The following is a 24,166-nucleotide window of genomic DNA, read 5'->3' on the forward strand; positions in this document are numbered from 1 at the left end:
CTGATGAAAAAAACACGGATTTTCCTTGTGACATTTTTGGTGCTGCTTGCGGTTGCCGGCGGCGTGGCGTATTGGCTTTATCACCAGGTGAACGCTTTTTCCGGACAAAAAATTTCAGTTACTGAAGAGACAATTTTCACCATCCCGCCGGGTACCGGCCGGGTGGCGCTGGAAAAAAAACTGGCGGAAAGCGGGATTATCCCGGAATCACATAACTATGACTGGCTGCTGCAACTGGAGCCGGATCTGGCAAAAATCAAAGCAGGTACTTATCGCCTGACGCCGGATATGACCGTCAGAAGCATGCTGCAACTGTTTGTCAGCGGTAAAGAGGCACAGTTCAGCATCCGTTTTGTTGAGGGCAGTAAATTGGCGGACTGGCAAAAAATTCTGTCAGAAGCGCCTTATCTGAAACAGACCCTCGCGGATTTACCGGCGGATAAACTGACAGAGATGCTCGGCCTGCCTGCCGGGAGCCACCTCGAAGGGCGTTTTTATCCGGATACCTATCTTTATACCGCCGGAACGGAAGACACTCAGATTCTGAAACGGGCGCACCAGCAGATGGAAACAAAGCTGGCGGCGGCGTGGAAGACCCGTAACACCGACTTACCGTATGCCGATCCGTATGAAATGCTGATCATGGCCTCGCTGATTGAAAAAGAGACCGGTGTGGACGGCGAACGCAAAAAAGTGGCCTCAGTTTTTATGAACCGGCTGAAACTGAAAATGCGCCTGCAAACTGACCCGACCGTCATTTACGGTATGGGGGAACGTTATCAGGGCACGATTTACCGCAGCGATCTGGCGCGGGCAACGCCGTATAATACCTATCAGATTGACGGCATGCCGCCGACGCCTATCGCTATGCCGGGCAGTGCTTCGCTGGAAGCGGCAGCCAGACCGGACACTACCGGTTACCTTTACTTTGTCGCAGACGGTAAAGGCGGACATGTATTTACCACAAACCTGCGGGATCACAACCGGGCGGTTGCGGATTACCGTAACGGATTAAAAAAACAATGACAGGCAAATTTATTGTAATTGAAGGGCTTGAAGGTGCCGGGAAAACCACGGCGCGTCAGGTGATTGTTGATACACTGCATGAAAATGGCATCACGGATCTGATCTATACCCGTGAGCCGGGCGGCACGCCGCTGGCAGAAAAACTGCGTACACTGATTAAAGACGGGATCGACGGCGAAACCGTCACAGATAAAGCCGAAGTGCTGATGTTATACGCTGCCCGTATTCAGCTGGTGGATAATGTCATCAAACCGGCACTGGCGCGGGGACAATGGGTGATCGGCGATCGCCATGACTTGTCTTCTCAGGCCTACCAGGGCGGCGGACGCGGTATTGACCGCAAGCTGATGCAGTCACTGCGTGATACCGTGCTGGGGGATTTTTATCCTGACTTTACGCTGTATCTCGATCTGCCGCCGGAAACCGGCTTATCCCGTGCCCGCAGCCGGGGGGAGCTGGACAGAATTGAACAGGAATCGCTGGATTTCTTCCGTCGTACCCGGGCCCGTTATCTGGAACTGGCCGAATCTGACCCGCGCATTGTTACTGTTGATGCATCGCAATCAATGGATAATGTCCATCAATCTATCCGTACTGCGGTACTGGATTGGCTGGCACAGCAAAAAGAGGCGTAATGAACTGGTATCCGTGGCTTAATCCTGTTTACCGTCAGCTGGCAACCGCGTGGTTGTCCGGCCAGGGGCACCATGCGCTTTTGCTGTACGGTATTCCCGGCACCGGCACCGACGAGCTGGCCTATGCTCTGACACGTCTGCGGATGTGTCAGCAGCCGCAGGGTATTAAAAGCTGCGGGGAGTGCCACAGCTGTAAACTGATGCTGGCAGGCACCCATCCGGACTTTTATCTTCTGCAGCCGGAAAAAGGCAAATCCACCTCCGGTGTTGATATCGTGCGCGCCGTGACAGAAAAACTGCATGACCACGCTCAGCAGGGTGGTGCCAAGCTGGTTCATATTCCGCAGGCGGAACTGCTGACGGAAGCGGCCGCCAACGCCTTACTGAAAACCCTGGAAGAGCCGACAGAGAATACCTGGTTTGTGTTGCAGAGTCAGGGGGCGGAACAATTACTGCCGACACTGCGCAGCCGCTGTTTTGCGTATCACCTGGCACCGCCGTCACCGGATACCGGCTTACAGTGGTTGCAGCGCGAACATCCGCAGTCCGATGCGGTTTCCCGTCAGACGGCACTGAATCTCTGCCATAATGCCCCGGCAGCAGCACTGTTGCTGCTGACAACCGCTGACTGGCAAAACCGGCTGAACCTGTTTACGCAACTGGCCGCCTCAGTGCGCAGCGGGGACTTTTTGTCGCTGTTATCTGAACTGAATCATCAGGATACGGAAAAGCGCATCAGCTGGCTGACAACCCTGTTTATGGATGCGGTAAAATATCAGCAGAATATGGCTCCCGCCTGTCTGAATCAGGATCAGTCCGCTCTTATCGCACAACTGGCGGCACATTACAGCAGCGCGCATTTACTGAGTGCGGCGGAAAGCTGGCTGACCTGCCGCCACCGGCTGATGACTATCACCGGGGTTAACCAGGAGCTGCTGCTGACAGAACAATTGTTACACCAGGAAACGCTGTTTTCTGCACCACCTCATTTAAAATAACAGGTTAATTATGTTTTTAGTCGATTCCCACTGCCACCTCGATTGTCTGGATTATGAAAAACGGCACGAGAGTGTGGATGATGTTATGCAAAAAGCCGCACAGCGTGATGTGAAATATGCGCTGGCGGTTGCGACAACCCTGCCGGGTTATACCAAAATGCGTGAGCTGATTGGCGAACGCCCGGATGTGGCCTTTTCCTGTGGTATTCATCCGCTGAATCTGGATGAGCCGTATGATTTCACACTGCTGCGTGAACTGGCAGCGGATAAACGTGTGGTGGCACTCGGCGAAACCGGACTGGATTACTACTATCAGAAAGAGAATGCGGCGCTTCAGCGTGATGTTTTCCGTGAGCATATCCGCATCGGACGTGAACTGAATAAACCGGTCATTGTACATACCCGCGATGCCCGTGAAGATACCCTGGCGATTATCCGCGAAGAACAGGCCGGGGAGTGCGGCGGCGTGTTACACTGCTTTACCGAGGACAAAGAGACGGCAACGGCACTGCTGGATGAAGGTTTTTATATCTCCTTTTCCGGTATCGTGACCTTCCGCAACGCAGAACAGATCCGCGAAGCCGCACGGATTGTGCCGCTGGATCGTATTCTGGTTGAAACGGACTCACCTTATCTGGCACCGGTACCGTTCCGCGGCAAAGAAAACCAGCCCGCTTACGTGCGTGATGTGGCGGAGTATATGGCGGTATTAAAAGGGGTGAGCGTTGAAGCGCTTGCTGAGATCACCACTGACAATTTCAGCCGTCTGTTTCAGGTGTCAGTCCGGTAAATACGGACCCGTCTGTCAGGCTGATTAATTACAGGAGCAGGTTATGGCCGAAGAAACTATTTTTAGTAAAATTATTTGTCGTGAAATTCCGTCTGATATCGTTTATCAGGATGACAGCGTCACGGCGTTCCGTGATATTTCCCCGCAGGCACCGACGCATATTCTGATTATTCCCAATCATCTTATTCCTACCGTGAATGATGTCACTGCGGAAGATGAACAGGTTCTGGGTCATATGATCACTGTGGCAGCCAAAATTGCACAGCAGGAAGGGATTGCGGATGACGGCTACCGCCTGATTATGAACTGCAACCGCCACGGCGGACAGGAAGTGTTCCACATCCATATGCATCTGGTCGGCGGCCGTCATCTGGGACCGATGCTGGCAAAATAAGCGGCGGACAGGAGAATTGTGATGAAACGTCTTTTATGTGTGATTGCCTCTGTCTGGCTGCTGGCCGGGTGTCCTTCAATGGCACCGGTAACACCACCGGCTCCGGTGGATACAGTAACACCTCCGCCTGCGGATACCACACCGCCGCCGCTGCCGCCGTCAGATACGGTGCCTGTGCCGCCGAAAATGAAAAAAATTGAATGGGAACAGAGCATCACACCGCTGGTTAATCAGATGGTGCACAGTGACGGCGTGAATCAGGGCAGCACACTGCTGGTCAATAAAGTCGGTAATAAGACCAACAGCAGTCTGCAAACCAATGTCGCGACCGGTGCTCTGATGAATACCATCGGAAAAACCGGGGTGCTGAATGTGATCCCGGCCGGTGCGGTCAGCAGTGCTATGTCAGTGCTTGGTATGGGCGATAACGACACACTGACCCTGCGCAGCAAAGCCATCGGTCTGGCGCGTTACCTGAATGCCGAATATGTGCTGTACAGTGTGGTGACCGGCACCCGCGATGCCCGTCAGATGGAAATGCAGCTGATGTCTGTCAGCAGCGGTGAAATCATCTGGTCCGGTAAGGGCGCGGTGCTTGAGCAGTAACAGCGCGTTACTGTTATGTCTCGCTGAACACTTTCCCGCACTGCCGGCCGGCGGCTGGACAATCCGTCCGCTGAACGGGCTGACGCGGGAAAGTGTCAGTATTGAACAAAATGATGTATTTCTGATTGGCAGAGCGCAGACGGCACACAGTGCGGATATCGGTGTCAGCCGTCAGAAAGAGGCACGTATCCTGCACCGGTTGCGTGACAGCGGGCTGGTGCCGTGTGTGGCGGGCTTCAGCCACGGCTGGTTGCTGCTGTACCGGGTGGCGGGGGAGACTCTGCCGCCGGAACAGATGCAGGAACCGGCGTTTATGCCGCAACTGGCGGCGCTGGTCAGCAATCTGCATAACCAGCCGCTTACCGGGTATCGTCTGCCGCTCAAAGCGCAGGCCGACAGGCATTTTCATCTGACGGACAAACACCGCCGCACCCCGCAGCTGCTGCGTATCCACCGTCACTTTATGCGCGAAGCGGAACCGCAGCCGCTGAAACTCGCCCCTGCACATATGGATATCCACCCCGGTAATATCGTGACCGCAGCGGGTGATCTGCATCTGATTGACTGGGAATACGCCGCTGACACGGATATCGGCCTCTCTCTCGCCACACTTTTTCGTGCCAATAACTGGTCATTGACGTTAATTCACACTTTTCTGCGTTATTATTCTGCTTATCACTGTCCGCAGCGTGTACTGGCGCAGACCTGCCGCTGGCAGGCACGGGCAGATTATATGATGGTTATGTGGTTTGAGAGCCGCTGGGGACAAACCGGCGACCCGCAGTTTCTGCAATACCCGGCCGCGCTGAAAGCCGCCGCCGGGCTCAGGTAAATATAACGAGGTGTCACCATGGGTCCTGTAATGTTAGATGTTGAAGGGTATGAGCTGGACAGCGAAGAGCGCGAAATTCTGCGCCACCCTTCTGTCGGTGGAGTGATTCTTTTTACCCGTAATTTCCATGACACGGCACAGCTGCGTGAACTGACGCGGCAGATCCGTGAAGCCACCCGCGACAACCGTGTGGTGATTGCGGTTGATCAGGAAGGCGGGCGCGTTCAGCGGTTTAAAGAGGGTTTTACCCGTCTGCCGGCGGCGCAATCTTTTGCACTGCTGAATGACCCGCTCACCGGCTCTGCGATGGCAGAAGAAGCGGGCTGGCTGATGGCGGCGGAAATGATCGCCATGGATATTGATATCAGTTTTGCGCCGGTGCTGGATCTGGGGCATGGCAGCGCGGCTATCGGCTCGCGTGCGTTCCATGAGGACGGCGATATTGCAGCGCAGATGGCGGAGCGTTTTGTGCGCGGTATGCGCAGTGCCGGAATGTCGAGTACCGGTAAACACTTCCCGGGACACGGTGCGGTCAGTGCGGATTCCCACAAAGAAACGCCGCGTGATGAACGCGATCCGGCGGTGATCCGCGGTAAAGACATGGCGATTTTCCGTGAATTTATCCAGCGCGGGCTGCTTGATGCCGTCATGCCTGCTCATGTGATTTACACTCAGATTGATGATCGTCCGGCCAGCGGCTCGCCGTACTGGCTGAAATCAGTACTGCGTCAGCAGCTCGGGTTTGACGGGGTGATTTTCTCGGATGATCTGTCAATGGAAGGGGCGGCGGTCATGGGCGGTTATGCCGAACGCGGTCAGGCATCACTGGATGCGGGCTGCGATATGATCCTGGTCTGTAATAACCGTAAAGGTGCTGTGACTATCCTTGATAATTTGCCTGTTATCACGGCACAACGTATTGATAAGTTGTATCATCGGGGTAAAGGTTATGATCTGGCCGAATTGCAGCGCAGTGAGCGCTGGCAGCAGGCGAACAAAACCCTATCCGTATTACACGAACAATGGCAGGAGCGAGCATGATTATTTATCTTCATGGATTTGATTCAACCAGCCCGGGCAATCATGAAAAAGTGATGCAGCTGAAATTTGCGGACCCGGATGTCCGTTTTATCAGTTACAGCACACTGCATCCGCGTTATGACATGAAATATCTGCTGACCGAAGTGGATAAAGCGGTAAAACAGAGCGAAGGTCCGGCCATTGTGCTGGGCGTGGGGCTGGGGGGCTTCTGGGCTGAACGTGTCGGCTACCTGTGCGGAATTCGTCAGGTGATGGTGAACCCGAACCTGTTCCCGTATGAAAATATGGAAGGTAAAATCGACCGCCCGGAAGAGTATCTGGATATCATGACCAAGTGTATTTCGGATTTCCGCACCCTGAACCGGCAGAACTGCCTGGTGTTGTTGTCCCGCAATGATGAGGCACTGGATAGTCAGCGTGCGCATGATACTTTATCGCCTTACTATCAGGTTATCTGGGATGAAGAGCAGGCTCATAAATTTAAAGATCTGTCCCGTCATTTACAGGAAATCAAAACGTTTAAAACTCCGTTTAAAAAAGCCTGATATCAGTAAAATGACCGCGTCTGCTAAGGCGCGGTTTTTTTACGCCTCAACTGAAGCGATTCCTGTCTCAAAACTGCTTTCCCTGTGCGGTATCTCTTACGTATCTTTCCGGTCATTGCGCTATATCAATAACTTTCTGCTGGCGGATCAGCAAGATAACAGGCTTTTTCCATGAGTGACTGTGAAAAGTTAATCCGGTGATTAAAGAAAGCATCAGAGGTAAACCAAAAGTAAAATATTCTTGTTAACTTTAAAATAATGTTTGCATTTTACCGCCGGATTACCCAAAATTTGATTATGATCAAATATGGTATGACCAAATTACCTGTTGTGGTATACCATGGTGTGACACGATTCAGTTTTGTCTGATGTTATCTCACTGTTTTTCCTGAAGAGCCCTGAGATAACGTTAGATTATTTTTCAGAGGATGTTATGACTACACCGAATACGAAGATTGTGATTATCGGCGGTGGCGCAGGCGGGCTTGAACTGGCAACGCAGCTTGGCCACAAACTGGGTAAGAAGAAAAAAGCGGAAATCACTCTGGTCGATCGCAACAGCAGCCACCTGTGGAAACCGCTGTTACACGAAGTGGCGACCGGTTCTCTGGATGACGGCGTGGATGCCCTGAGCTACCTGGCACATGCCCGCAATCACTATTTTAATTTCCAGCTCGGCTCTATGACCGGACTGGATCGCGACAGCAAAAATATCACCCTGGCGGAAATCCGTGATAACAACGGTGACCTGCTGGTACCGGAACGTAACCTGGATTATGACATCCTGGTAATGGCGCTGGGCAGTACTTCCAATGATTTCGGGACGCCGGGAATCAAAGAGAACTGTATCTTCCTCGACAGTCCGTCACAGGCAAAACGTTTCCATAATGAGATGCTCAACCTGTTCCTGAAATATTCCGCCAGCCACGGCGAAGGCGAAAAAGTGAATATCGCCATTGTCGGCGGTGGTGCGACCGGGGTGGAATTGTCCGCAGAACTGTATAACGCCGTTGAGCAGCTCCACAGCTACGGTTTTAAAGGTCTGAACACGGATGCGCTGAATGTGACGCTGGTGGAGGCGGGTGAGCGCATCCTGCCTGCACTGCCGCCGAAAATTGCCGGTGCCGCACATCAGGAACTGAGCAAGCTGGGCGTAAGAGTCATGACACAGACTATGGTGACCAGTGCCGATGAATCCGGCCTGAACACCAAAGATGGTGAGCATATTACCGCGAGCCTGATGGTCTGGGCTGCCGGTATCAAGGCGCCGGATTTCCTGAAAGAGATCGGCGGACTGGAAACTAACCGCATCAATCAGCTGATGGTCAAACCAACGCTCCGGACCACCCGCGATGACGCGATTTTTGCTATCGGTGACTGTTCATCCTGCCCGAAAAAAGAGGGCGGATTTGTTCCGCCGCGTGCACAGTCAGCACACCAGATGGCCACCCGCTGTTATCACAACATCCTTGCGGTGCTTAATGATAAGCCGCTGAAGGATTATGTGTTTAAAGATCACGGCTCTCTGGTCTCTCTGTCCCGTTTCAGTACAGTCGGCAGTCTGATGGGGAACCTGATGCGCGGAAATATGATGATTGAAGGGCGGATCGCCCGCGTGATGTATATTTCATTGTACCGTATGCACCAGATAGCACTGCACGGTTATATAAAAACCGGGCTGATGATGCTGGTCGGCGGAATAAACCGGATTATCCGGCCGCGGCTGAAACTGCATTAATTTGATCTCTGCTAAAAATGACGCCTCCGGGCGTCATTTTTTATCCGTAAGAAACCCTGCTGAACACAAGGAAATACAGACCACTCAAATTTGAGGCAGCACAAAAAAGGTATTATTAAACAGGCGCTCAGTATCATCACTAACAGATAATTCCGGTAGTAATGAACAAAATAAGGCAGATACTGCTCATTTATTAATGAATGTTGATCGTTGTCAGTACACACACAGCCGTATTGAATTAATAAATTACAGGGACAAGATTTTAATTCAATATTATTTAACCTTTATTTAGCGGCACTGAAGGAATATAGCACGACAGATAAACAGTTAAAAAATACCCCCGTTGTGCGATAGGAATAATCCTAATCATTACCGCTGGATATTTAGATAATTTGACAATGAATAAAACTAAATGGAAACCGTTATCACGAATAACTGTTACAGGGCTCGGGCTTCTTTTTGTTATTTTTGCGGTAATTATTTCCCTTGCTGTGATAAAACATAAACGTCCCGCTGTTGCTGAGGTGCTTTCATCAGAACCGATTACGGCGACGATACCGGTGCGCCACGAATACTGTGACCTGACAACCATGCCGGGGCCGTATAAACGGGAGCTTCTGGATATCGTTCATCCGACGGAACAGGTGTGTACCCCGTATCTGCTGTATGAAACACTGCTGCATGAACCGAAGGTGTACGGCGGCCCGACATACCGCTCCTGCACCACAGCGTACACTTATGAGCAGCGGGTTATCGGCTACGATGTGGTATATAAAATTAACAATACCGTCGGTAAGGTCAGAATCAATTATAATCCGGGTGATGCGATGCCGGTGGATAATTCAGGGCGGCTGATCATTTTACCGGGGCTGGATAGCGTAAAATAAATTGTGCTACGGACAAAAAAAGAAAATACCGGTTTATTCAGTAAACCGGTATCAGTCAATTTTATTTAATATAACCGGAAATTAAACCCAGCCTTTCTGACGGAACTGTTTTAATACCGCAACGAATTGCTGCATCTCTTCCGGAGTCCCTAATGTCAGACGGCTCCAGCCGGTAACCGGCGGAAATTCACGGCCGACCATAATATGGTTCTCTTTCATCCGCTGCTGATAGGTTTTTACATCCCCGTCCACTTTGTGGAAGATAAAATTAGCCTGTGATGGTGCATAAGGCAGGTTTAATTCTTTCAGTGCGGCCACCACAATTTCCCGTGCTACATCTGTTGAATGGCGGCTGTAATCAATAAACGGTTTATCATTCAGGGATGCCAGTGCGGAAACGGCGCCTGCTATATTAGTATTATCGATAGAATTGAAATTATTTATCTGTTCTGTCACTGCCGGTACGGCAATACCATAACCGACACGAAGCCCGGCCAGCGCAAATATTTTTGAGAATGTCCGGGTCACAATAATATTGGATTTACCGGCAGACACCCATTCAACCGCACTTTTAAATTGCGGGTCAGAGACAAATTCTGCATAAGCCTCATCAATAATAAAACTCTGCTGCGGCGGAGCCTGATTCACCCACTGCGCGAGTTGTGAGGCTGGGGTGATCATGGCAGTCGGGTTATTCGGATTACAGATATAGATAACCGAATGACCGGCAAAGTTATCTGCAATTGCCTGCATCGCTGCGAGGTCGAAAGAGAGATCGGCTTTCAGCGGAACTTTGACAATATTCACACCCAGCGGCTCAGCATACAGTTCGGCATAATTAAAGGTCGGGTCCGGAACAATCAGTTGTACCGGCTGCTGTTTTTTCTGTGCTTCCGCCACCAGCATCTGCACTGCTGCCTGAATGGTTTCTGATGACCCGTTTCCGAGGCTGATGTGTTCTGGTGTCAGTGAGAAATGCGCGGCGATTTGTTCAATCAGCGCTTCGCGGGCAGCATCCGGATAACGGAACGCGCCGGGAAGTGCATTGATAATCGCCTGACGGGCTTTCGGTGACATCCCCAACGAATTTTCATTGAAGTTCAGCAGCAGCGGATTTTCTGCACTGAGCGGCGCGGTTTTAACAGCGGGAGAAGCGGTATCAGTGGCGGCATGACCGGTACTGATCAGAGAAGCAGCGGTTAAGCCGCCGAGTGCGATCCCTGTTGATTTCAGAAACGAACGACGATCCATAGTATTTACCCTGTTGTTGTCATTATATTTTGGTAAATACTAACCGAACTAACAATCCCCTTGCAAATTAATATTCACAATAAGTGGATTTTTATTCATTTTAGCGGTGCCGGCCGAAACCGGCACCTGCCTGTTAGTGCGGATGTTGTGCGTTATGCAGGATGAGCGGCAAAGGCCGTCAGTAAATCCGAGACAAACTCAATACGTTTGGTACGATCGGTCAGGTCACAGATAAACTTCAGTTTTGACGGACCGTCCAGCCGGTACTGTTTCGGATTGTTTTGCAGCAGCCCGATAAGGTAAGCAGGATCGACATGGTTTTTCTCACTGAATTCGATAAAACCGCCTTTCTCCTGTGCTTCAATCCGGCGTATCCCGAGTTGCTGCGCCTGTAAGCGCAAACCGGCAGCTGCCAGCAGGTGGCGTCCGGCATCGGGCAGCAGGCCGAAACGGTCAATCAGCTCAATCTTCAGTTCTGTCAGTTCGGTATCACTGCGCGCACTGGCAATCCGCTTATAGAAGGAAAGGCGCATACTGACATCCGGCAGATAATCGTCCGGCAGCAGAGCGGGCATGCGAAGCTCCACTTCGGTCTGATTTTGGGTGAGATCTTCCAGCGACGGCTCTTTGCCGCTTTTCAGGGAATCGACCGCGCTTTCCAGCAATTCCATATAAAGGGTGAAACCGATGCTGGCCATCTGGCCGCTCTGATCGTCCCCCAGCAGTTCACCTGCACCCCGGATTTCCAGGTCGTGTGTGGCGAGCGCAAACCCGGCCCCCAGATCTTCCAGCGAGGCGATAGCTTCCAGACGTTTATGGGCATCGGTGGTCATCGCTTTCGGATGCGGTGTCAGCAGATAGGCATAGGCCTGATGGTGCGAACGCCCGACACGGCCGCGCAACTGATGCAGCTGTGCCAGCCCGAAATGATCGGCCCGTTCGATGATAATGGTATTGGCGCTGGGAATATCGATGCCGGTTTCAATAATCGTGGTGCATACCAGGACATTAAAACGCTGGTGGTGGAAATCAGTCATCACCCGTTCCAGTTCGCGCTCACGCATCTGTCCGTGGCCGACCGCCACACGGGCTTCCGGTACCAGCTCCGCAATACGGTCACGGGCTTTTTCAATGTTTTCCACATCATTGTAGAGATAATAAACCTGACCGCCGCGCAATACCTCACGCAGAATCGCCTCCCGCACCACCAGCTCATCATACTGACGGACAAAGGTTTTCACCGCCAGCCGTCTTGCCGGTGGTGTGGCGATAATAGATAGGTCACGCATGCCGCTCATCGCCATATTCAGGGTGCGCGGGATCGGTGTGGCGGTGAGGGTCAGGATATCCACATTGGCCCGCATGGCTTTAATACGTTCTTTATGACGGACGCCGAAACGGTGTTCTTCATCCACCACCAGCAGGCCGAGATCATGCCAGTGCACATCACTCTGCAACAGCTTGTGTGTGCCGATAATGATGTCCACCTTACCTTCTTTGGTATCATCCAGCACCTGTTGCTGCTCTTTGGCGCTGCGGAAACGGGAAAGGACCTCAATCCGCACCGGCCAGTTGGCGAAACGGTCACGGAAGTTATCATAATGCTGCTGCGCCAGCAGGGTGGTCGGGACCAGCACGGCCACCTGCTTGTGGTTATTGACGGCGAGGAACGCCGCCCGCATGGCGACCTCGGTTTTACCGAAACCGACATCGCCGCACACCAGCCTGTCCATTGCCACCGGCTGGCACATATCGCTCAGCACGGCATTGATAGCCTGTTCCTGATCTGTGGTGGTTTCAAACGGGAAAGACTGACAAAATTCGCGGTATTGTTCGCGATCATGCTTAAACGCGAAACCGGGTTTGACGGCTCGTTGTGCATAAATATCCAGTAACTGCGCGGCCACATCGCGGACTTTTTCCGCCGCTTTCTGACGGGCTTTGCTCCACGCCTCGCCGCCGAGTTTATGCAGCGGTGCGCTTTCATCCGCGCCTCCGGCATAACGGCTGATCAGATGCAGGGACGATACCGGCACATACAGCTTGTCTTCCCCGGCGTAGGTGAGGATCAGGTATTCTGCTTTGATCCCCCCGGCTTCCAGGGTGGTTAATCCCTGATAACGGCCGACACCGTGCTCCAGATGCACCACCGGCTGTCCGGGGCGCAGTTCCGCGAGGTTGCGGATCAGCGTGTCAGTGTTAATCGTACGGCGGGTGTCCTGACGGCGGCGCACCACGCGCTCACCCAGCATATCGCTTTCACAAATCAGGACGCGCTGGCGCTCATTATCAACAAAACCGTGCTCGGCAGCGCCGATCATGACATAAATGCCCGGTACGGTTGCATCCTGCAAACTGCGGATTTCCGCCGGTTTGATTTTGATCCGCGCCAGCAGTTCCTGCACGCTCTCGCGGCGTCCCTCACTTTCCACCGAGAAAATCACGGCAGCGTCTGTGCTTTCCAGGAAACGGCGCAGCGGGTCAAGCGGGGATTTCAGCTGCGGATTGACTTTCAGATCCGGCAGCGGGGTATAGCCGAGGTTAGTATTAGCGGCTTTGCGCGGCAGTTTGTCATTATTAAGCTGCACACGCGGCAGTGTTTTCATCTGCTGATTGAGTTCTTCCGGTGTCAGCCACAGTTGAGACGGCGGCAGCAATGGCCGCATCGGGTCGACACCCCGGCTTTCAAAGCGCTGCTGTACATCGCGGCGGAAGCGGTCGGCGGATTCCTGCAAATCCTGGGTAACCAGCAGCGTGTTGTCAGGCAGATAATCAAATAACGGCACCAGCGGTGCGGTGAAAAACAGCGGCTGCCAGTATTCAATCCCGGCGGGCAGCGTACCTTTGCTGACCTGCTGATAAATATGTTCCGGATCACGGCGCACTTCGAAGATTTCCCGCCACTGACTGCGGAACTGTTCTATGGCATCTTTATCCGTCGGGAACTCATGGGCGGGCAGCAGATTGATTGCGTTCACCTCATCCAGGGTGCGCTGGGTGTCGACATCAAAGGTGCGCAGGCTGTCGATTTCATCATCAAAGAAATCAATCCGGAACGGCAGTTCGCTGCCCATCGGGAACAGATCCAGTAATGCGCCGCGGATCGCAAACTCGCCGTGCTCCAGCACCTGTTCCACACTGCGGTAACCGCCCTGAACCAGCTCTTCACGCAGCTTATCGCGCGACAGTTTTTCCCCTTTTGCCATCACCAGTGCATGGCTGGTGAGAAATTCAGGCGGACATACTTTCTGCATCAATGTATTGACCGGCAGAATCAGTGCACCTTTTTCCAGGGTTGGCAGGCGATACAGTGTGGATAACCGGTTGGAGATAATTTCCTGATGTGGTGAAAAGCTGTCATACGGCAGGGTTTCCCAGTCGGCGAGGGTTTCTGCCGGCTGTGCGGTAAACTGGCGGATTTCATCCCGCAGCCGCAGGGCATTCTGCATATCGCGGGTGACCAGGATGACGGGGCCGTCGTGTTGTTCAATTATCGACGCGGCTTCCACCGCACAGGCTGCACCGGTCATTTCACCGAGCTGGCGGGTATCTGCGGCACGGGCCGGAAGTTCATAACGTGTTTTCAGCGACATTCGGTTTTCCATCGGGCTGCGTGTTTCTGTCAGGTAACAAGGTTCTGCCATACCGGAGTGGCTTGTCCGGGCAATAAAAGGCCGCCGCGCCGCCGGTTCAGAGGTGGTCTGATACCGGCAACACGCTGACCGTCAATGAAAAAAAACTGCCGCAAACGGGCGGGAGTGGTTCCATTCATCAACCGGAGCCTTTATTATCCCTGAACACTTCGCTTTGGCAACAGGGGCGTTCAGATTTCATGTTTCAGTCTGTCTCATTTTTAATCGGTCTGCGTTACATGCGGGGGCGGGGCACAGATCGCTTTGCCCGTTTCGTATCGCTGCTTTCCGCCATCGGCATCACGCTGGGGGTGACAGCACTTATCACCGTGACATCCGTGATGAACGGTTTTGAACGCTCATTACAGCAGAGTATTCTCAATTTTATGCCGCAGGCAGTGATCACCACCGGAAATGGTGTACTGGACCCGCAGGTGCATCCGGTATCACAATTAGCCGGGCTGCGCGATGTGGTGAAAACCGCACCTATTGTGACCGGCGACGTGGTATTGCAGAGTACCGGCAACGTGGGGATCGCCTCCGTGACCGGGATTGACCCGCAGGGGGATGAGCCGCTGCTGGATTATCTGGTGAATACCCGGCCGTCTGATCTTGCGGCAGGACAATACCATGTGGTGGTCGGCGAGGGCGTGGCGAAACGCATGGGGCTTAAGCGCGGGGATAGTGTCCGTATCCTGGTGCCGAATGTGTCACAGCTGACGCCGATGGGCCGCATCCCGAGCCAGCGTCTGTTTACCGTCGCGGGCTTTTTCTCCTCCGGCAGTGAATCCGATAACACTCAGGTACTGATGAATCAGGAAGATGCGGCGCGTCTGATGCGCTATCCGGCGGGCAGTATCACCGGCTGGCGTCTTTATCTGTCACAGCCGTTGCAGGTGGATACACTCAGTCAGCAGACATTGCCGGAAGGTCTGGTCTGGACAGACTGGCGCGTACAGAAAGGCGAATTTTTCCAGGCCGTGCGTATGGAGAAAAATATGATGGGGCTGCTGCTCAGCCTGATTATTGCTGTGGCCGCGTTTAATATCATTACTTCACTGGCCTTGCTGGTGATGGAAAAACAGACCGAAGTGGCCATCCTGAAAACGCTGGGTATGACACGCGGTAAAATTATGCTGATCTTTATGATCCAGGGGGCAGGCGCGGGGATTCTCGGCTCAGTGATCGGCGTTCTGCTGGGCACGCTGCTCTCTTCACAGCTGAATATTCTGATGCCGCTGCTGGGGCTGATCCCGAAAGGAATCGCCCTGCCGACGGTGATTGAGCCGCTGCGCGTGATAACCATCGGCGCGGCAGCCATGTTTATCTCTTTATTATCCACACTCTGGCCTGCGTGGCGGGCGGCAGCGGTACAACCCGCGGAGGCTTTACGTTATGAGTGAGTTATTACTGGCATGTCGTCAGTTATGCAAATCCTATCATGAGGGCACAGTGGAAACTGATGTCCTGAAACAGGTCAATTTTGAACTCCGGCGCGGGGATATGCTGGCGATTGTCGGCAGCTCCGGTTCGGGGAAAAGTACACTGCTGCATCTGCTCGGCGGGCTGGATTCCCCGACCTCCGGTGAGGTGATTTTTAACGGCACCGCACTCTCCGCCATGAGCCAGAATGCGCTGTCTGCGCTGCGTAATGAGGAAATGGGCTTTATTTACCAGTTTCACCATCTGCTGCCGGACTTTACGGCGGCGGAAAACGTGGCGATGCCGCTGCTGATCGGCGGCATGGCGCGGGATAAAGCCCTGGCACAGGCGGGGGATATGCTGGAACGTGTCGGTGTGGCAGCGCGTGCGCATCATCGTCCGTCGGAGCTTTCCGGCGGGGAACGCCAGCGGGTGGCGATTGCCCGTGCGCTGGTGAACAAGCCGTCGCTGGTGCTGGCGGATGAACCGACCGGTAACCTGGATCAGCGCAATGCGCAAAGTATTTTTGACCTGTTATCCGAACTGAATCAGACACTCGGCACGGCGTTTCTGGTGGTGACTCACGATCTCTCTCTGGCGGCGAAAATGGGACGTCAGATGGAAATGCGTGACGGTATTCTGAATGCACAGCCGGAGACGGCGCTATGAATGCATTACCGCTGTCATTACTGACTGCGCTGCGTTTCAGCAAAGGGCGGAAACGGGCGGGAATGGTCTCGCTGATTTCCGTGATTTCCACTCTTGGGATCACGCTCGGGGTGGCGGTACTGATTATCGGGCTGAGCGCCATGAACGGCTTTGAGCGCGAGCTGGAGAACCGGGTGCTTTCCGTGGTGCCGCAGGGACAGATTTCCACTGTTGAGCAGCCGTTTGACACCTGGGCGCAGAGCCTGCTGCGGATAAAAAATACCCCCGGCGTGGTCGCGGCCAGCCCGTATATCGAGTTTACCGGACTGGCGGAGAAAGGCAGTAAATTGCAGGCGATGCAGCTGATGGGCGTGGACCCGGCCACTCAGCCGGCGGTCAGCGGGCTGCCGGAGTTTGTCGCGGATAATGCCTGGGCCGGATTTCAGGCCGGGAAAAGTCAGATAATCCTCGGTGACGGCGCGGCGAAATCTCTCGGCGTTGCACCGGGAGAATGGCTCACTATCATGATCCCGAATCATGACAGCACTGAGCGCCTGTTACAGCCGAAACGTATCCGTTTGCAGGTCGCTGGTGTTTTTCGTCTGAGCGGTATGCTGGATCACCGGCTGGCGCTGATCCCGCTGGCGGATGCGCAGCAGTATCTGGATTACGGCGAGGGTGTCACCGGTATTGAAATCCGTACGGATAATGTCTTCAATGCCAATGATATTGTTCTGCGGGCGGCAGAAGCCAGCCGTGAGCACGTTTTCTATAAAAGCTGGATCAACGAATACGGCTATATGTACAGCGACATTCAGTTAGTGCGCAGTATTATGTATCTGGCGATGATTCTGGTGATTGGTGTGGCGTGCTTCAATATCGTTTCCACCCTGATTATCGCTGTAAAAGATAAAAGCGGTGATATCGCCATTCTGCGCACGCTGGGGGCAAAAGACAGCCTGATCCGCGCTATTTTCCTCTGGTACGGATTGCTGACCGGTATGGTCGGCTGTATCAGCGGAGCGGTACTGGGCACGCTGGCGGCGCTGAATCTGACACCGCTTATCCGGGGCGTTGAGTGGCTTATCGGACATAAACTGCTGTCCGGTGATGTCTATTTTATTGATTTTCTGCCGTCGGAGCTGCGGCTGACAGACCTGCTGTATGTGGTCTTAACCACCATTGTACTGAGTCTGCTGGCAAGCTGGTATCCGGCGAGACGCGCCTGCCGTCTTGAACCGGCGCGTATTCTGAGCGGGCAGTAAAACCCGCATAAATTGAAAGGATTTTTGAATCCGAAGTTTTGAATCCGAAGTTTTGAAACCGAAGTGCAGATGCATTACCCTGAACGGAGACAGTGATGAACAAAGGCCGGATGATGCGCAGAACGCACCGATTAAGAAAATTACGCAAACAGCGGCGGACCCTGCGCCAGCGTTTTCACTTACGCTTTTTCTATCGCGACAAATGGATGGCCGGGAAAATGGATCAGTTTAAACCGAAAATTGTTGTGCTGACGGGCGCGGGGATTTCTGCCGAATCCGGTATCCGCACATTCCGTTCGGAAGACGGGCTGTGGGAAGAGCACAATATCGAAGATGTGGCGACACCGGAAGGTTACGCCCGCAATCCGCGTCTGGTGCAGCAGTTTTATAATGACCGCCGCCGTCAGTTACAGTCCCCGGACGTGCAGCCGAACCCGGCACATCTCGCACTGGCTGAGCTGGAACAGGTGCTGGGGGATAACTTCCTGCTGGTCACCCAGAATATTGATAACCTGCATGAACGCGCGGGCAGTCAGCGGATCATTCACATGCACGGCGAACTGCTGAAAATCCGCTGTGCTATGTCCGGCCAGGTACAGTCGTGTACCGGTGATCTGTCTGCCGATGAGCGCTGTCACTGCTGCCAGTTCCCGTCACCGCTGCGGCCGCATATTGTCTGGTTCGGTGAAATGCCGTTCGGTATGGATGAAATCTATCAGGCGCTGAATGATGCCGATATCTTTATTGCCATCGGCACCTCCGGGCATGTCTATCCGGCGGCCGGGTTTGTTCATGAGGCACGGCTGTGCGGAGCACATACTGTGGAACTTAATCTGGAGCCGAGTAAGGTACAGAGTGAGTTTGAGGAGTGTCACTACGGGCCTGCCGGACAGGTGGTGCCGGAGTATGTCCGTCAGTTACTGACGCAGATTAACAACACTAAATCTGATTTGACGCAATAACTCAATTTATGTTTCCCCGATAATAGGAAATCAATGTTATTGGGGGAACACATGGATAAGTTATTAGAGCGCTTTTTCGGTTATGTCTCTTTTGACACGCAGTCGAAGCCATCAGCGAAACTGACGCCGAGCAGCGATGGTCAGTTAAGGCTGGCGCGTGCTCTGGAAAAAGAGCTGAAAACGCTGGGGTTATCAGATGTCTCGCTGGATGACAACGGCTGTGTGATGGCCACACTACCGGCGAATGTTGACTGGCCGGTACCGGTCATTGGTTTTATTTCTCACCTTGATACCTCACCGGATTTCTCCGGGCGTAATGTGAATCCTCAGGTTCTGGAAAATTACCGCGGTGGTGATATCGCACTCGGTATCGGTGACGAAGTGCTGTCGCCGGTCATGTTCCCGGTGCTGCACACCATGCTGGGTAAAACCCTGATTATGACCGACGGTAAAACCCTGCTGGGTGCGGATGATAAAGCCGGTATTGCGGAAATCATCACCGCGATGGTGCGCCTGAAAAACAGTGATATTCCGCATGGCGATATCCGCATTGCCTTCACACCTGATGAAGAAATCGGCCGCGGCGCGCAGTATGTGGATCTGAAAAAATTCGGTGCGCAGTGGGCCTATACCGTTGATGGCGGTGGCGTCGGTGAACTGGAATACGAGAACTTCAATGCGGCGGCGGTGTCCATCCGTATTGAGGGGAATAATGTGCATCCGGGCAGTGCCAAGGGCGTGATGGTGAATGCATTGTCACTGGCAACCCGTATCCACAGCGAATTACCACCGGAAGAAACCCCTGAAAATACCGAAGGGTATGAGGGTTTCTATCATCTGCAAAGTATTAAAGGTACTGTCGAACGTGCGGAAATGCACTATATCATCCGTGATTTTGACCGTAACAACTTTGAAAAACGCAAAAGTAATGTCATTGCTATTGCGGAAAAAGTCGGTAAAGGCCTGCATCCGGACTGCTATATTGAGCTGACGATTGATGACAGCTATTACAATATGCGCGACCATGTGGTGAAACACCCGCATGTGATTGAACTGGCCAAACAGGCGATGATTGACTGCGATATTGAACCGGATATTAAGCCAATCCGCGGCGGTACGGACGGTGCTCAGCTCTCTTATCGCGGCCTGCCGTGTCCTAACCTGTTCACCGGCGGTTATAACTTCCACAGTAAACATGAGTTTATTTCACTGGAAGGCATGGAACAGGCTGTTTCTGTGATTATGCGGATTGCAGAATTAACGGCACTGGATATGAAGAAATAAATAATATCAATACAAATTAAATATCAATAAGCCACCTTAATAGAGGTGGCTTTTTTATTAAATAAATAAATTAATAAAGGGAGTAAGATCTGTTTCGGTAGTGTGATGTTTTTTATTCTTCATTATCTTATTTTTGTTTTGTATTTGTTTAACTACTGCTGATATTGTTTTACGCCTGTCAGGTTTCAGTGCTGATAATCTGTGCAATATAATTCATAGCATTAAAATTATATATAATTTGTATACTTTAAAGGTAAATATTTATGTTTTATTTAAAAAGAAAACTATTAATCACTTCTCTGATATTGTTATCAGTAAATACATTTTCTGCTGATGAAGATTCTTTTATTGAGGCGGAGCGTAAAGATCCGACAGAAATTAATGGCAGCATTAATTTTAGCGGTAAGATTACCGACTCCAGTTGTGATATTACTCAGAAAGATATTGATGTTGATCTCAAAAATCATTCAGCAGCCCTGCTGAAAAACAGAGATGACAGAACACCTCCGGAAAATTTCGATATTGCTATAACAAACTGTTCATTATCAATGAAATCCCTGCAAATAAAAATGACAGGTACCGCACATAATGATAATCCTGCACTGTTTGCACTGGATGCGAATGATAACAGTGCCGGTAATGTTGGTATCGTTATTACCACTTCCGGTAACTATCAGATAACGCCCGCAGAAGGCTATCGTGATATTGCTCTGACACCGGATTCACGGGATTACACGCTGACCTATAGCGCAGCCTATCAGGCAACGGGGCTGGCAACACCCGGCGAAGGTAATGCAACTATTAATTATACGGTTTCTTACGAGTAACTGTTAATACCGGCGGCAATGCCCGTTGCCGCCACGGATAATCTGCACGATGAAAAACTATTTTACTTTTCTTCTTATTATTATTTACCTGATGATAAATCAGGCCATTGCGGCGGTAGTCGTCGGCGGAACCCGGTTTATTTATCCGCAGGATAAAAAAATGATCGCAGTTCCTGTTGATAATACCGATAAAAAAACAGCTTATTTAATTCAGAGCTGGATTGAGAAAGAGGATGGAGTCACAAAGAGTAAGGATTTTATTCTTACACCGGTTCTCTTTCAGCTGGATGCGGGAAAAAAAAGTATTCTGCGTGTTATCGTTAAAAACCCCGTTTTTCCGGATGACAGAGAAACTTTACTATGGCTGAATGTCAGGGGTATTCCGGAAACAGAAGAACACAGAAAAAATAAGCTACAGGTTGTTATTAATTCAAAGTTTAAATTTTTCTACCGCCCTGAAAAGTTAACTGAACCTGATTATAACGACCTGAAGTATGAGCGGAAAGGCAATAAAATAAATATCATTAATAACACACCATTCCATATTACTGTGAGAGATATTACTGTTAATAATAAGGAACATACCGTTTCAGATATGATTGTTCCGTTTGAATCGCTCACTGTACCGGTAACTGCAATCCATAATAAAGACAAGATCACAATCAGCTATATTTCTGACTTCGGCGGAATTATTTCCAAACCTGTGACGTTTAAAAAATAATAATACTATGCAATTAAGAACACCGTATTTTTTTCTTCTGGTGGTACTTCCGGTTTTTTTTTCCGTAAAGATATCTGCCGCGCCATATTTTAATCCGGCAGTGCTTGGCCTGAACGGCGATGAACCGCTGATGGACCCTGCACAGTTTCAGTATTTACGTGAGCGGCAGTTTCAGGAAGAAGGGCGCTATTTTGTCACTGTCAGAGTTAATCAGCGGACTGTCAGCGGCCAGTGGCTGGAATTCCGCTATCACCTGCAACAAAAAATGCTGTTGCCGCAGTTAACCCGCAGGCAATGGCTGGTATGGGGGTTACGTCCTGATGCATCACCTGCTTTTGCCGCAACAGATCATACTGAACAGATTGAGGATATCACCGGGCTGGTCAGTGGTGTCACGCTGCATTTTGACGCCGCACAGCAGGCGCTGGATATTACGATTCCGCAGCGGTTTTTTCTGACGGATGAACAGCGGGGGGCCGATGCTGCGTTATGGGAGCCCGGTATCACCGCATTTATGCTCAATTATGATTACCGTTTCTCCCGCAACAGCAGCCGGTTCAGTCACAGCACCGGACATACCCTGTCACTGCAAAGTGGTTTTAATGCCGGATTCTGGCGGCTGCGTCATCACAGCAGAGCAGAGCACCGGGACGGGAAAATACAATGGCAGTCAGAGCGTTTGCGGATGTACCGCGCCATTGTGCCCTGGCGAAGTGAATTACAGCTGGGGGACGTGTTCACCGGTGATGTGCTGTTTGACAGCAGGGCGTTCCGGGGGATCAGACTGGTGTCACAAAGTGATATGCATCCGCTGAACCAGCAGGGCTATGCCCCGGTTATCCGTGGTATCGCCGGACAGAGTGCGGAGCTGACTATCCGGCAGCAGGGTGTCGTTATCCGCCGCGAGTCGCTGCCCGCCGGTGAATTTGTGATTGATGACCTGAACAGTGCGTATCAGGGCGCGGCGCTGGATATCACGCTTGAGGAAGCGGACGGTACTGTGCAGCATTTTACACAGTACGGAATGTCCGTGCCGGTTATGCAGCGGGAAGGCCGGCTGAAATACACTCTGGATGCGGGAAAGCTTAACCGGCACGGAAACAGCAAAAAAATGCTGTTTGTTCAGGGTACGGCGGCCTATGGTATCAATTCACTTCTGACATTATATGGCGGAAGTTATGCGGCAAAAAATGCCCTGAGCAGCGGGGCCGGAGCAGGGCTGAATATGGGGGCGGCCGGCGGGGTTTCCGCCGATATCCTGATGCGCCACACAGCCGTAAAACAAAATCTCCGCTACCGGATGAATTATCAGAATTTTTTTTCACTGACCGGGACACTGCTTAGCGCCGGTGCAGGTTATGAACAGTATTCCCGGCAATGGCAGACCCGGCTGGTACAGCCGTTGCCGGGAAATAACGGGGCAGTTTCAGCAGGGTATCACTATAACCGCACCGGATATGACGGGCACAGATACCGGACGCTGATCAGCCGGGATGCCGGTTACTTCAGCCATGCCGGCCGGATACATTACGGCGTGAATGCTCAGTACCGTACCGGAGGTCACTACCGGAAAGCGGATAAACGGGTGTCCGTTTCACTGTCAGTACCACTGGATTTTGCCGGTCAGCAGGCCCGCAGTCACTTTCATTATCACCATCAGGCAGGAAAATCATCTTTTCAGTCATCCGCAAATGGCCTGACGGGGGATGAGCAACGTCTCGGGTATTCAGTTACTCACCGGTATCAGCAGCAGGATGCAGTTCACCATAAGAGTGCGGAATTGCGCTGGCGGCATGATCTGGCGGATATCCGCGGCAGTATCAATCACAGCCGGGATCATAATCTGCTGGGCGGGGATGTTCAGGGCGGGCTGATCATTCACGAAAATGGTATTACCCTGTCACGTCCGCTCGGGGAAACCAACGGCCTGGCAGATACCGGCACTGCCGCCGGCGTCCGCATCGCATCACGGACTGCTGCGCGTACTGACCGCAACGGGTTCAGCGTTATTCCTCATCTGAGTCATTACCATCAGAACATTATCCGTATCGATCCGGAAACGTTGCCGGATAATGCCGATGCGGATGATCCGGTCGTGCAGGTGATCCCGTCTAAAGGTGCGGTGGTGCCTGTCCGTTTTGCTGTGAATACCGGTTTTCGTGCGATTTTTGCTCTGCGGACCACCGGGGGCGTGGTACCGTTTGCGGCACGTATACAGGTGAAAAAAACCGGCGGCAGCACCGTCAGCGGTATTAGCGGTGAAGACGGGGAGGTGTATCTCAGCGGATTACCGGCACAGGGGCGCTTACAGGCGGTCTGGGGAAAAGGAACGCACGGACAGTGCGAAGCAGATTTTACTATTCCGCCGGAACAGCAGGGGCTGATAACTCTCCCGCTGATGTGCCGGTAAAGGAGCAATGATGTTTTTTTAGTTCAGAATACTATGCGGTGCCGGTTTCTTTTTCTGGCTGACAGCAGGGGCTATTGCATCCGCATCAGCCGGGGAAACCTGCGTACTGATAACGCCGGAAACGACTATTCGTATACCCGGCGATGTTATCACTGCCGCGCATCATGTTCCGGTCGGCGGGGTTATCGGTGAAGCTATTGTTTCGGACAGTATTGATGTCTATCAGTGCCGGATTGACCCCGGTAAAAATAT

21 protein-coding genes are annotated in these 24,166 nt (G+C 52.2%); 19 read left to right on the forward strand and 2 right to left on the reverse strand.

Translation table 11 applies throughout. The features are described 5' to 3' along the window. Positions 1–3 precede the first annotated feature (3 nt). From mltG to umoD, 11 genes are all read left to right on the forward strand, one after another. Positions 4–1,026, forward strand: a complete 1,023-nt coding sequence (mltG, locus tag R5268_RS14405; RefSeq protein ID WP_317419688.1) for an endolytic transglycosylase MltG — start codon at positions 4–6, stop codon at positions 1,024–1,026. Beyond that, positions 1,023–1,661: a dTMP kinase gene (tmk, locus tag R5268_RS14410; protein WP_182107968.1), complete on the forward strand. Its 639-nt coding sequence runs from the start codon at positions 1,023–1,025 to the stop codon at positions 1,659–1,661. The genes mltG and tmk overlap by 4 nt, the downstream gene beginning before the upstream one ends. After that, complete coding sequence (gene holB / locus R5268_RS14415; RefSeq protein ID WP_218454273.1) at positions 1,661–2,659, forward strand: DNA polymerase III subunit delta'; 999 nt, start codon at positions 1,661–1,663, stop codon at positions 2,657–2,659. Before tmk ends, holB begins: the two co-directional genes overlap by 1 nt. A gap of 10 nt (positions 2,660–2,669) precedes the next feature. Further along, a complete protein-coding gene (locus R5268_RS14420) occupies positions 2,670–3,449 on the forward strand; it encodes a metal-dependent hydrolase (RefSeq protein ID WP_046894935.1) in 780 nt (259 codons plus the stop codon). A 43-nt stretch (positions 3,450–3,492) separates the two neighbouring features. Further along, positions 3,493–3,843, forward strand: a complete 351-nt coding sequence (gene hinT / locus R5268_RS14425; protein ID WP_317419687.1) for a purine nucleoside phosphoramidase — start codon at positions 3,493–3,495, stop codon at positions 3,841–3,843. A gap of 21 nt (positions 3,844–3,864) precedes the next feature. Continuing rightward, complete coding sequence (gene lpoB, locus R5268_RS14430) at positions 3,865–4,449, forward strand: penicillin-binding protein activator LpoB (protein WP_182107962.1); 585 nt, start codon at positions 3,865–3,867, stop codon at positions 4,447–4,449. Further along, positions 4,439–5,281, forward strand: a complete 843-nt coding sequence (locus R5268_RS14435; protein WP_317419686.1) for a phosphotransferase — start codon at positions 4,439–4,441, stop codon at positions 5,279–5,281. The genes lpoB and R5268_RS14435 overlap by 11 nt, the downstream gene beginning before the upstream one ends. Before the next feature lie 18 nt (positions 5,282–5,299). Next, complete coding sequence (gene nagZ / locus R5268_RS14440; protein WP_166708161.1) at positions 5,300–6,322, forward strand: beta-N-acetylhexosaminidase; 1,023 nt, start codon at positions 5,300–5,302, stop codon at positions 6,320–6,322. Then, complete coding sequence (gene ycfP, locus R5268_RS14445) at positions 6,319–6,867, forward strand: alpha/beta hydrolase YcfP (RefSeq protein WP_107678712.1); 549 nt, start codon at positions 6,319–6,321, stop codon at positions 6,865–6,867. Before nagZ ends, ycfP begins: the two co-directional genes overlap by 4 nt. A 433-nt stretch (positions 6,868–7,300) precedes the next feature. Then, positions 7,301–8,605, forward strand: coding sequence for an NAD(P)/FAD-dependent oxidoreductase (locus R5268_RS14450; protein WP_107678711.1), 1,305 nt, complete (start codon positions 7,301–7,303; stop codon positions 8,603–8,605). A gap of 398 nt (positions 8,606–9,003) precedes the next feature. Then, positions 9,004–9,492: a UmoD family flagellar biogenesis regulator gene (gene umoD, locus R5268_RS14455; RefSeq protein WP_107678710.1), complete on the forward strand. Its 489-nt coding sequence runs from the start codon at positions 9,004–9,006 to the stop codon at positions 9,490–9,492. A gap of 81 nt (positions 9,493–9,573) precedes the next feature. Here the strand turns inward: umoD and R5268_RS14460 are convergent, their stop codons facing one another. Continuing rightward, positions 9,574–10,743 (reverse strand): pyridoxal phosphate-dependent aminotransferase, encoded by a 1,170-nt coding sequence (locus R5268_RS14460; protein ID WP_218454271.1) that lies wholly within the window; start codon positions 10,741–10,743, stop codon positions 9,574–9,576. 152 nt (positions 10,744–10,895) lie between these two features. After that, positions 10,896–14,336, reverse strand: a complete 3,441-nt coding sequence (gene mfd / locus R5268_RS14465) for a transcription-repair coupling factor (protein WP_317419726.1) — start codon at positions 14,334–14,336, stop codon at positions 10,896–10,898. 239 nt (positions 14,337–14,575) lie between these two features. Between mfd and lolC the strand changes: the two genes are divergently transcribed. The 8 genes from lolC (at position 14,576) to R5268_RS14505 (ending at position 23,914) form a co-directional block, all read left to right on the forward strand. Beyond that, positions 14,576–15,778, forward strand: a complete 1,203-nt coding sequence (gene lolC / locus R5268_RS14470) for a lipoprotein-releasing ABC transporter permease subunit LolC (protein ID WP_107678708.1) — start codon at positions 14,576–14,578, stop codon at positions 15,776–15,778. Then, the gene (lolD, locus tag R5268_RS14475; RefSeq protein WP_107678707.1) at positions 15,771–16,466 is read left to right on the forward strand and encodes a lipoprotein-releasing ABC transporter ATP-binding protein LolD; all 696 of its coding nucleotides are present in this window, start codon (positions 15,771–15,773) and stop codon (positions 16,464–16,466) included. Before lolC ends, lolD begins: the two co-directional genes overlap by 8 nt. Next, entirely contained in the window at positions 16,463–17,710 is a 1,248-nt protein-coding gene (gene lolE / locus R5268_RS14480) for a lipoprotein-releasing ABC transporter permease subunit LolE (RefSeq protein WP_046894946.1), read from the forward strand. Before lolD ends, lolE begins: the two co-directional genes overlap by 4 nt. Positions 17,711–17,823: 113 nt before the next feature. Beyond that, complete coding sequence (gene cobB / locus R5268_RS14485; protein WP_317419725.1) at positions 17,824–18,672, forward strand: Sir2 family NAD+-dependent deacetylase; 849 nt, start codon at positions 17,824–17,826, stop codon at positions 18,670–18,672. A 51-nt stretch (positions 18,673–18,723) separates the two neighbouring features. Beyond that, positions 18,724–19,956: a peptidase T gene (gene pepT / locus R5268_RS14490; RefSeq protein WP_107678706.1), complete on the forward strand. Its 1,233-nt coding sequence runs from the start codon at positions 18,724–18,726 to the stop codon at positions 19,954–19,956. A gap of 263 nt (positions 19,957–20,219) precedes the next feature. Next, positions 20,220–20,783, forward strand: a complete 564-nt coding sequence (locus R5268_RS14495; protein WP_317419685.1) for a fimbrial protein — start codon at positions 20,220–20,222, stop codon at positions 20,781–20,783. 49 nt (positions 20,784–20,832) lie between these two features. Then, positions 20,833–21,504 carry a molecular chaperone gene (locus R5268_RS14500; RefSeq protein WP_317419684.1) on the forward strand — a complete coding sequence of 224 codons (672 nt, stop codon included), beginning with the start codon at positions 20,833–20,835 and terminating at the stop codon, positions 21,502–21,504. 7 nt (positions 21,505–21,511) lie between these two features. Further along, entirely contained in the window at positions 21,512–23,914 is a 2,403-nt protein-coding gene (locus R5268_RS14505) for a fimbria/pilus outer membrane usher protein (protein ID WP_317419683.1), read from the forward strand. The last annotated feature ends 252 nt before the right edge of the window (positions 23,915–24,166 follow it).

Origin of the sequence: Morganella sp. BCCO 40_0007 (genome assembly GCF_032989665.1) — a bacterium.
Taxonomy (GTDB): Bacteria; Pseudomonadota; Gammaproteobacteria; order Enterobacterales; family Enterobacteriaceae; genus Morganella; species Morganella sibonii.

Coding starts and splice junctions, on each gene's coding strand:
- R5268_RS14495 (WP_317419685.1), top strand. CDS start 20,220: ATGTTTTATTTAAAAAGAAAACTATTAATCACTTCTCTGATATTGTTA.
- holB (WP_218454273.1), top strand. CDS start 1,661: ATGAACTGGTATCCGTGGCTTAATCCTGTTTACCGTCAGCTGGCAACC.
- mltG (WP_317419688.1), top strand. CDS start 4: ATGAAAAAAACACGGATTTTCCTTGTGACATTTTTGGTGCTGCTTGCG.
- lolC (WP_107678708.1), top strand. CDS start 14,576: ATGTTTCAGTCTGTCTCATTTTTAATCGGTCTGCGTTACATGCGGGGG.
- hinT (WP_317419687.1), top strand. CDS start 3,493: ATGGCCGAAGAAACTATTTTTAGTAAAATTATTTGTCGTGAAATTCCG.
- R5268_RS14420 (WP_046894935.1), top strand. CDS start 2,670: ATGTTTTTAGTCGATTCCCACTGCCACCTCGATTGTCTGGATTATGAA.
- cobB (WP_317419725.1), top strand. CDS start 17,824: ATGCGCAGAACGCACCGATTAAGAAAATTACGCAAACAGCGGCGGACC.
- ycfP (WP_107678712.1), top strand. CDS start 6,319: ATGATTATTTATCTTCATGGATTTGATTCAACCAGCCCGGGCAATCAT.
- umoD (WP_107678710.1), top strand. CDS start 9,004: ATGAATAAAACTAAATGGAAACCGTTATCACGAATAACTGTTACAGGG.
- R5268_RS14500 (WP_317419684.1), top strand. CDS start 20,833: ATGAAAAACTATTTTACTTTTCTTCTTATTATTATTTACCTGATGATA.
- pepT (WP_107678706.1), top strand. CDS start 18,724: ATGGATAAGTTATTAGAGCGCTTTTTCGGTTATGTCTCTTTTGACACG.
- R5268_RS14460 (WP_218454271.1), bottom strand. CDS start 10,743: ATGGATCGTCGTTCGTTTCTGAAATCAACAGGGATCGCACTCGGCGGC.
- mfd (WP_317419726.1), bottom strand. CDS start 14,336: ATGTCGCTGAAAACACGTTATGAACTTCCGGCCCGTGCCGCAGATACC.
- lpoB (WP_182107962.1), top strand. CDS start 3,865: ATGAAACGTCTTTTATGTGTGATTGCCTCTGTCTGGCTGCTGGCCGGG.
- tmk (WP_182107968.1), top strand. CDS start 1,023: ATGACAGGCAAATTTATTGTAATTGAAGGGCTTGAAGGTGCCGGGAAA.
- nagZ (WP_166708161.1), top strand. CDS start 5,300: ATGGGTCCTGTAATGTTAGATGTTGAAGGGTATGAGCTGGACAGCGAA.
- lolD (WP_107678707.1), top strand. CDS start 15,771: ATGAGTGAGTTATTACTGGCATGTCGTCAGTTATGCAAATCCTATCAT.
- R5268_RS14450 (WP_107678711.1), top strand. CDS start 7,301: ATGACTACACCGAATACGAAGATTGTGATTATCGGCGGTGGCGCAGGC.
- lolE (WP_046894946.1), top strand. CDS start 16,463: ATGAATGCATTACCGCTGTCATTACTGACTGCGCTGCGTTTCAGCAAA.
- R5268_RS14505 (WP_317419683.1), top strand. CDS start 21,512: ATGCAATTAAGAACACCGTATTTTTTTCTTCTGGTGGTACTTCCGGTT.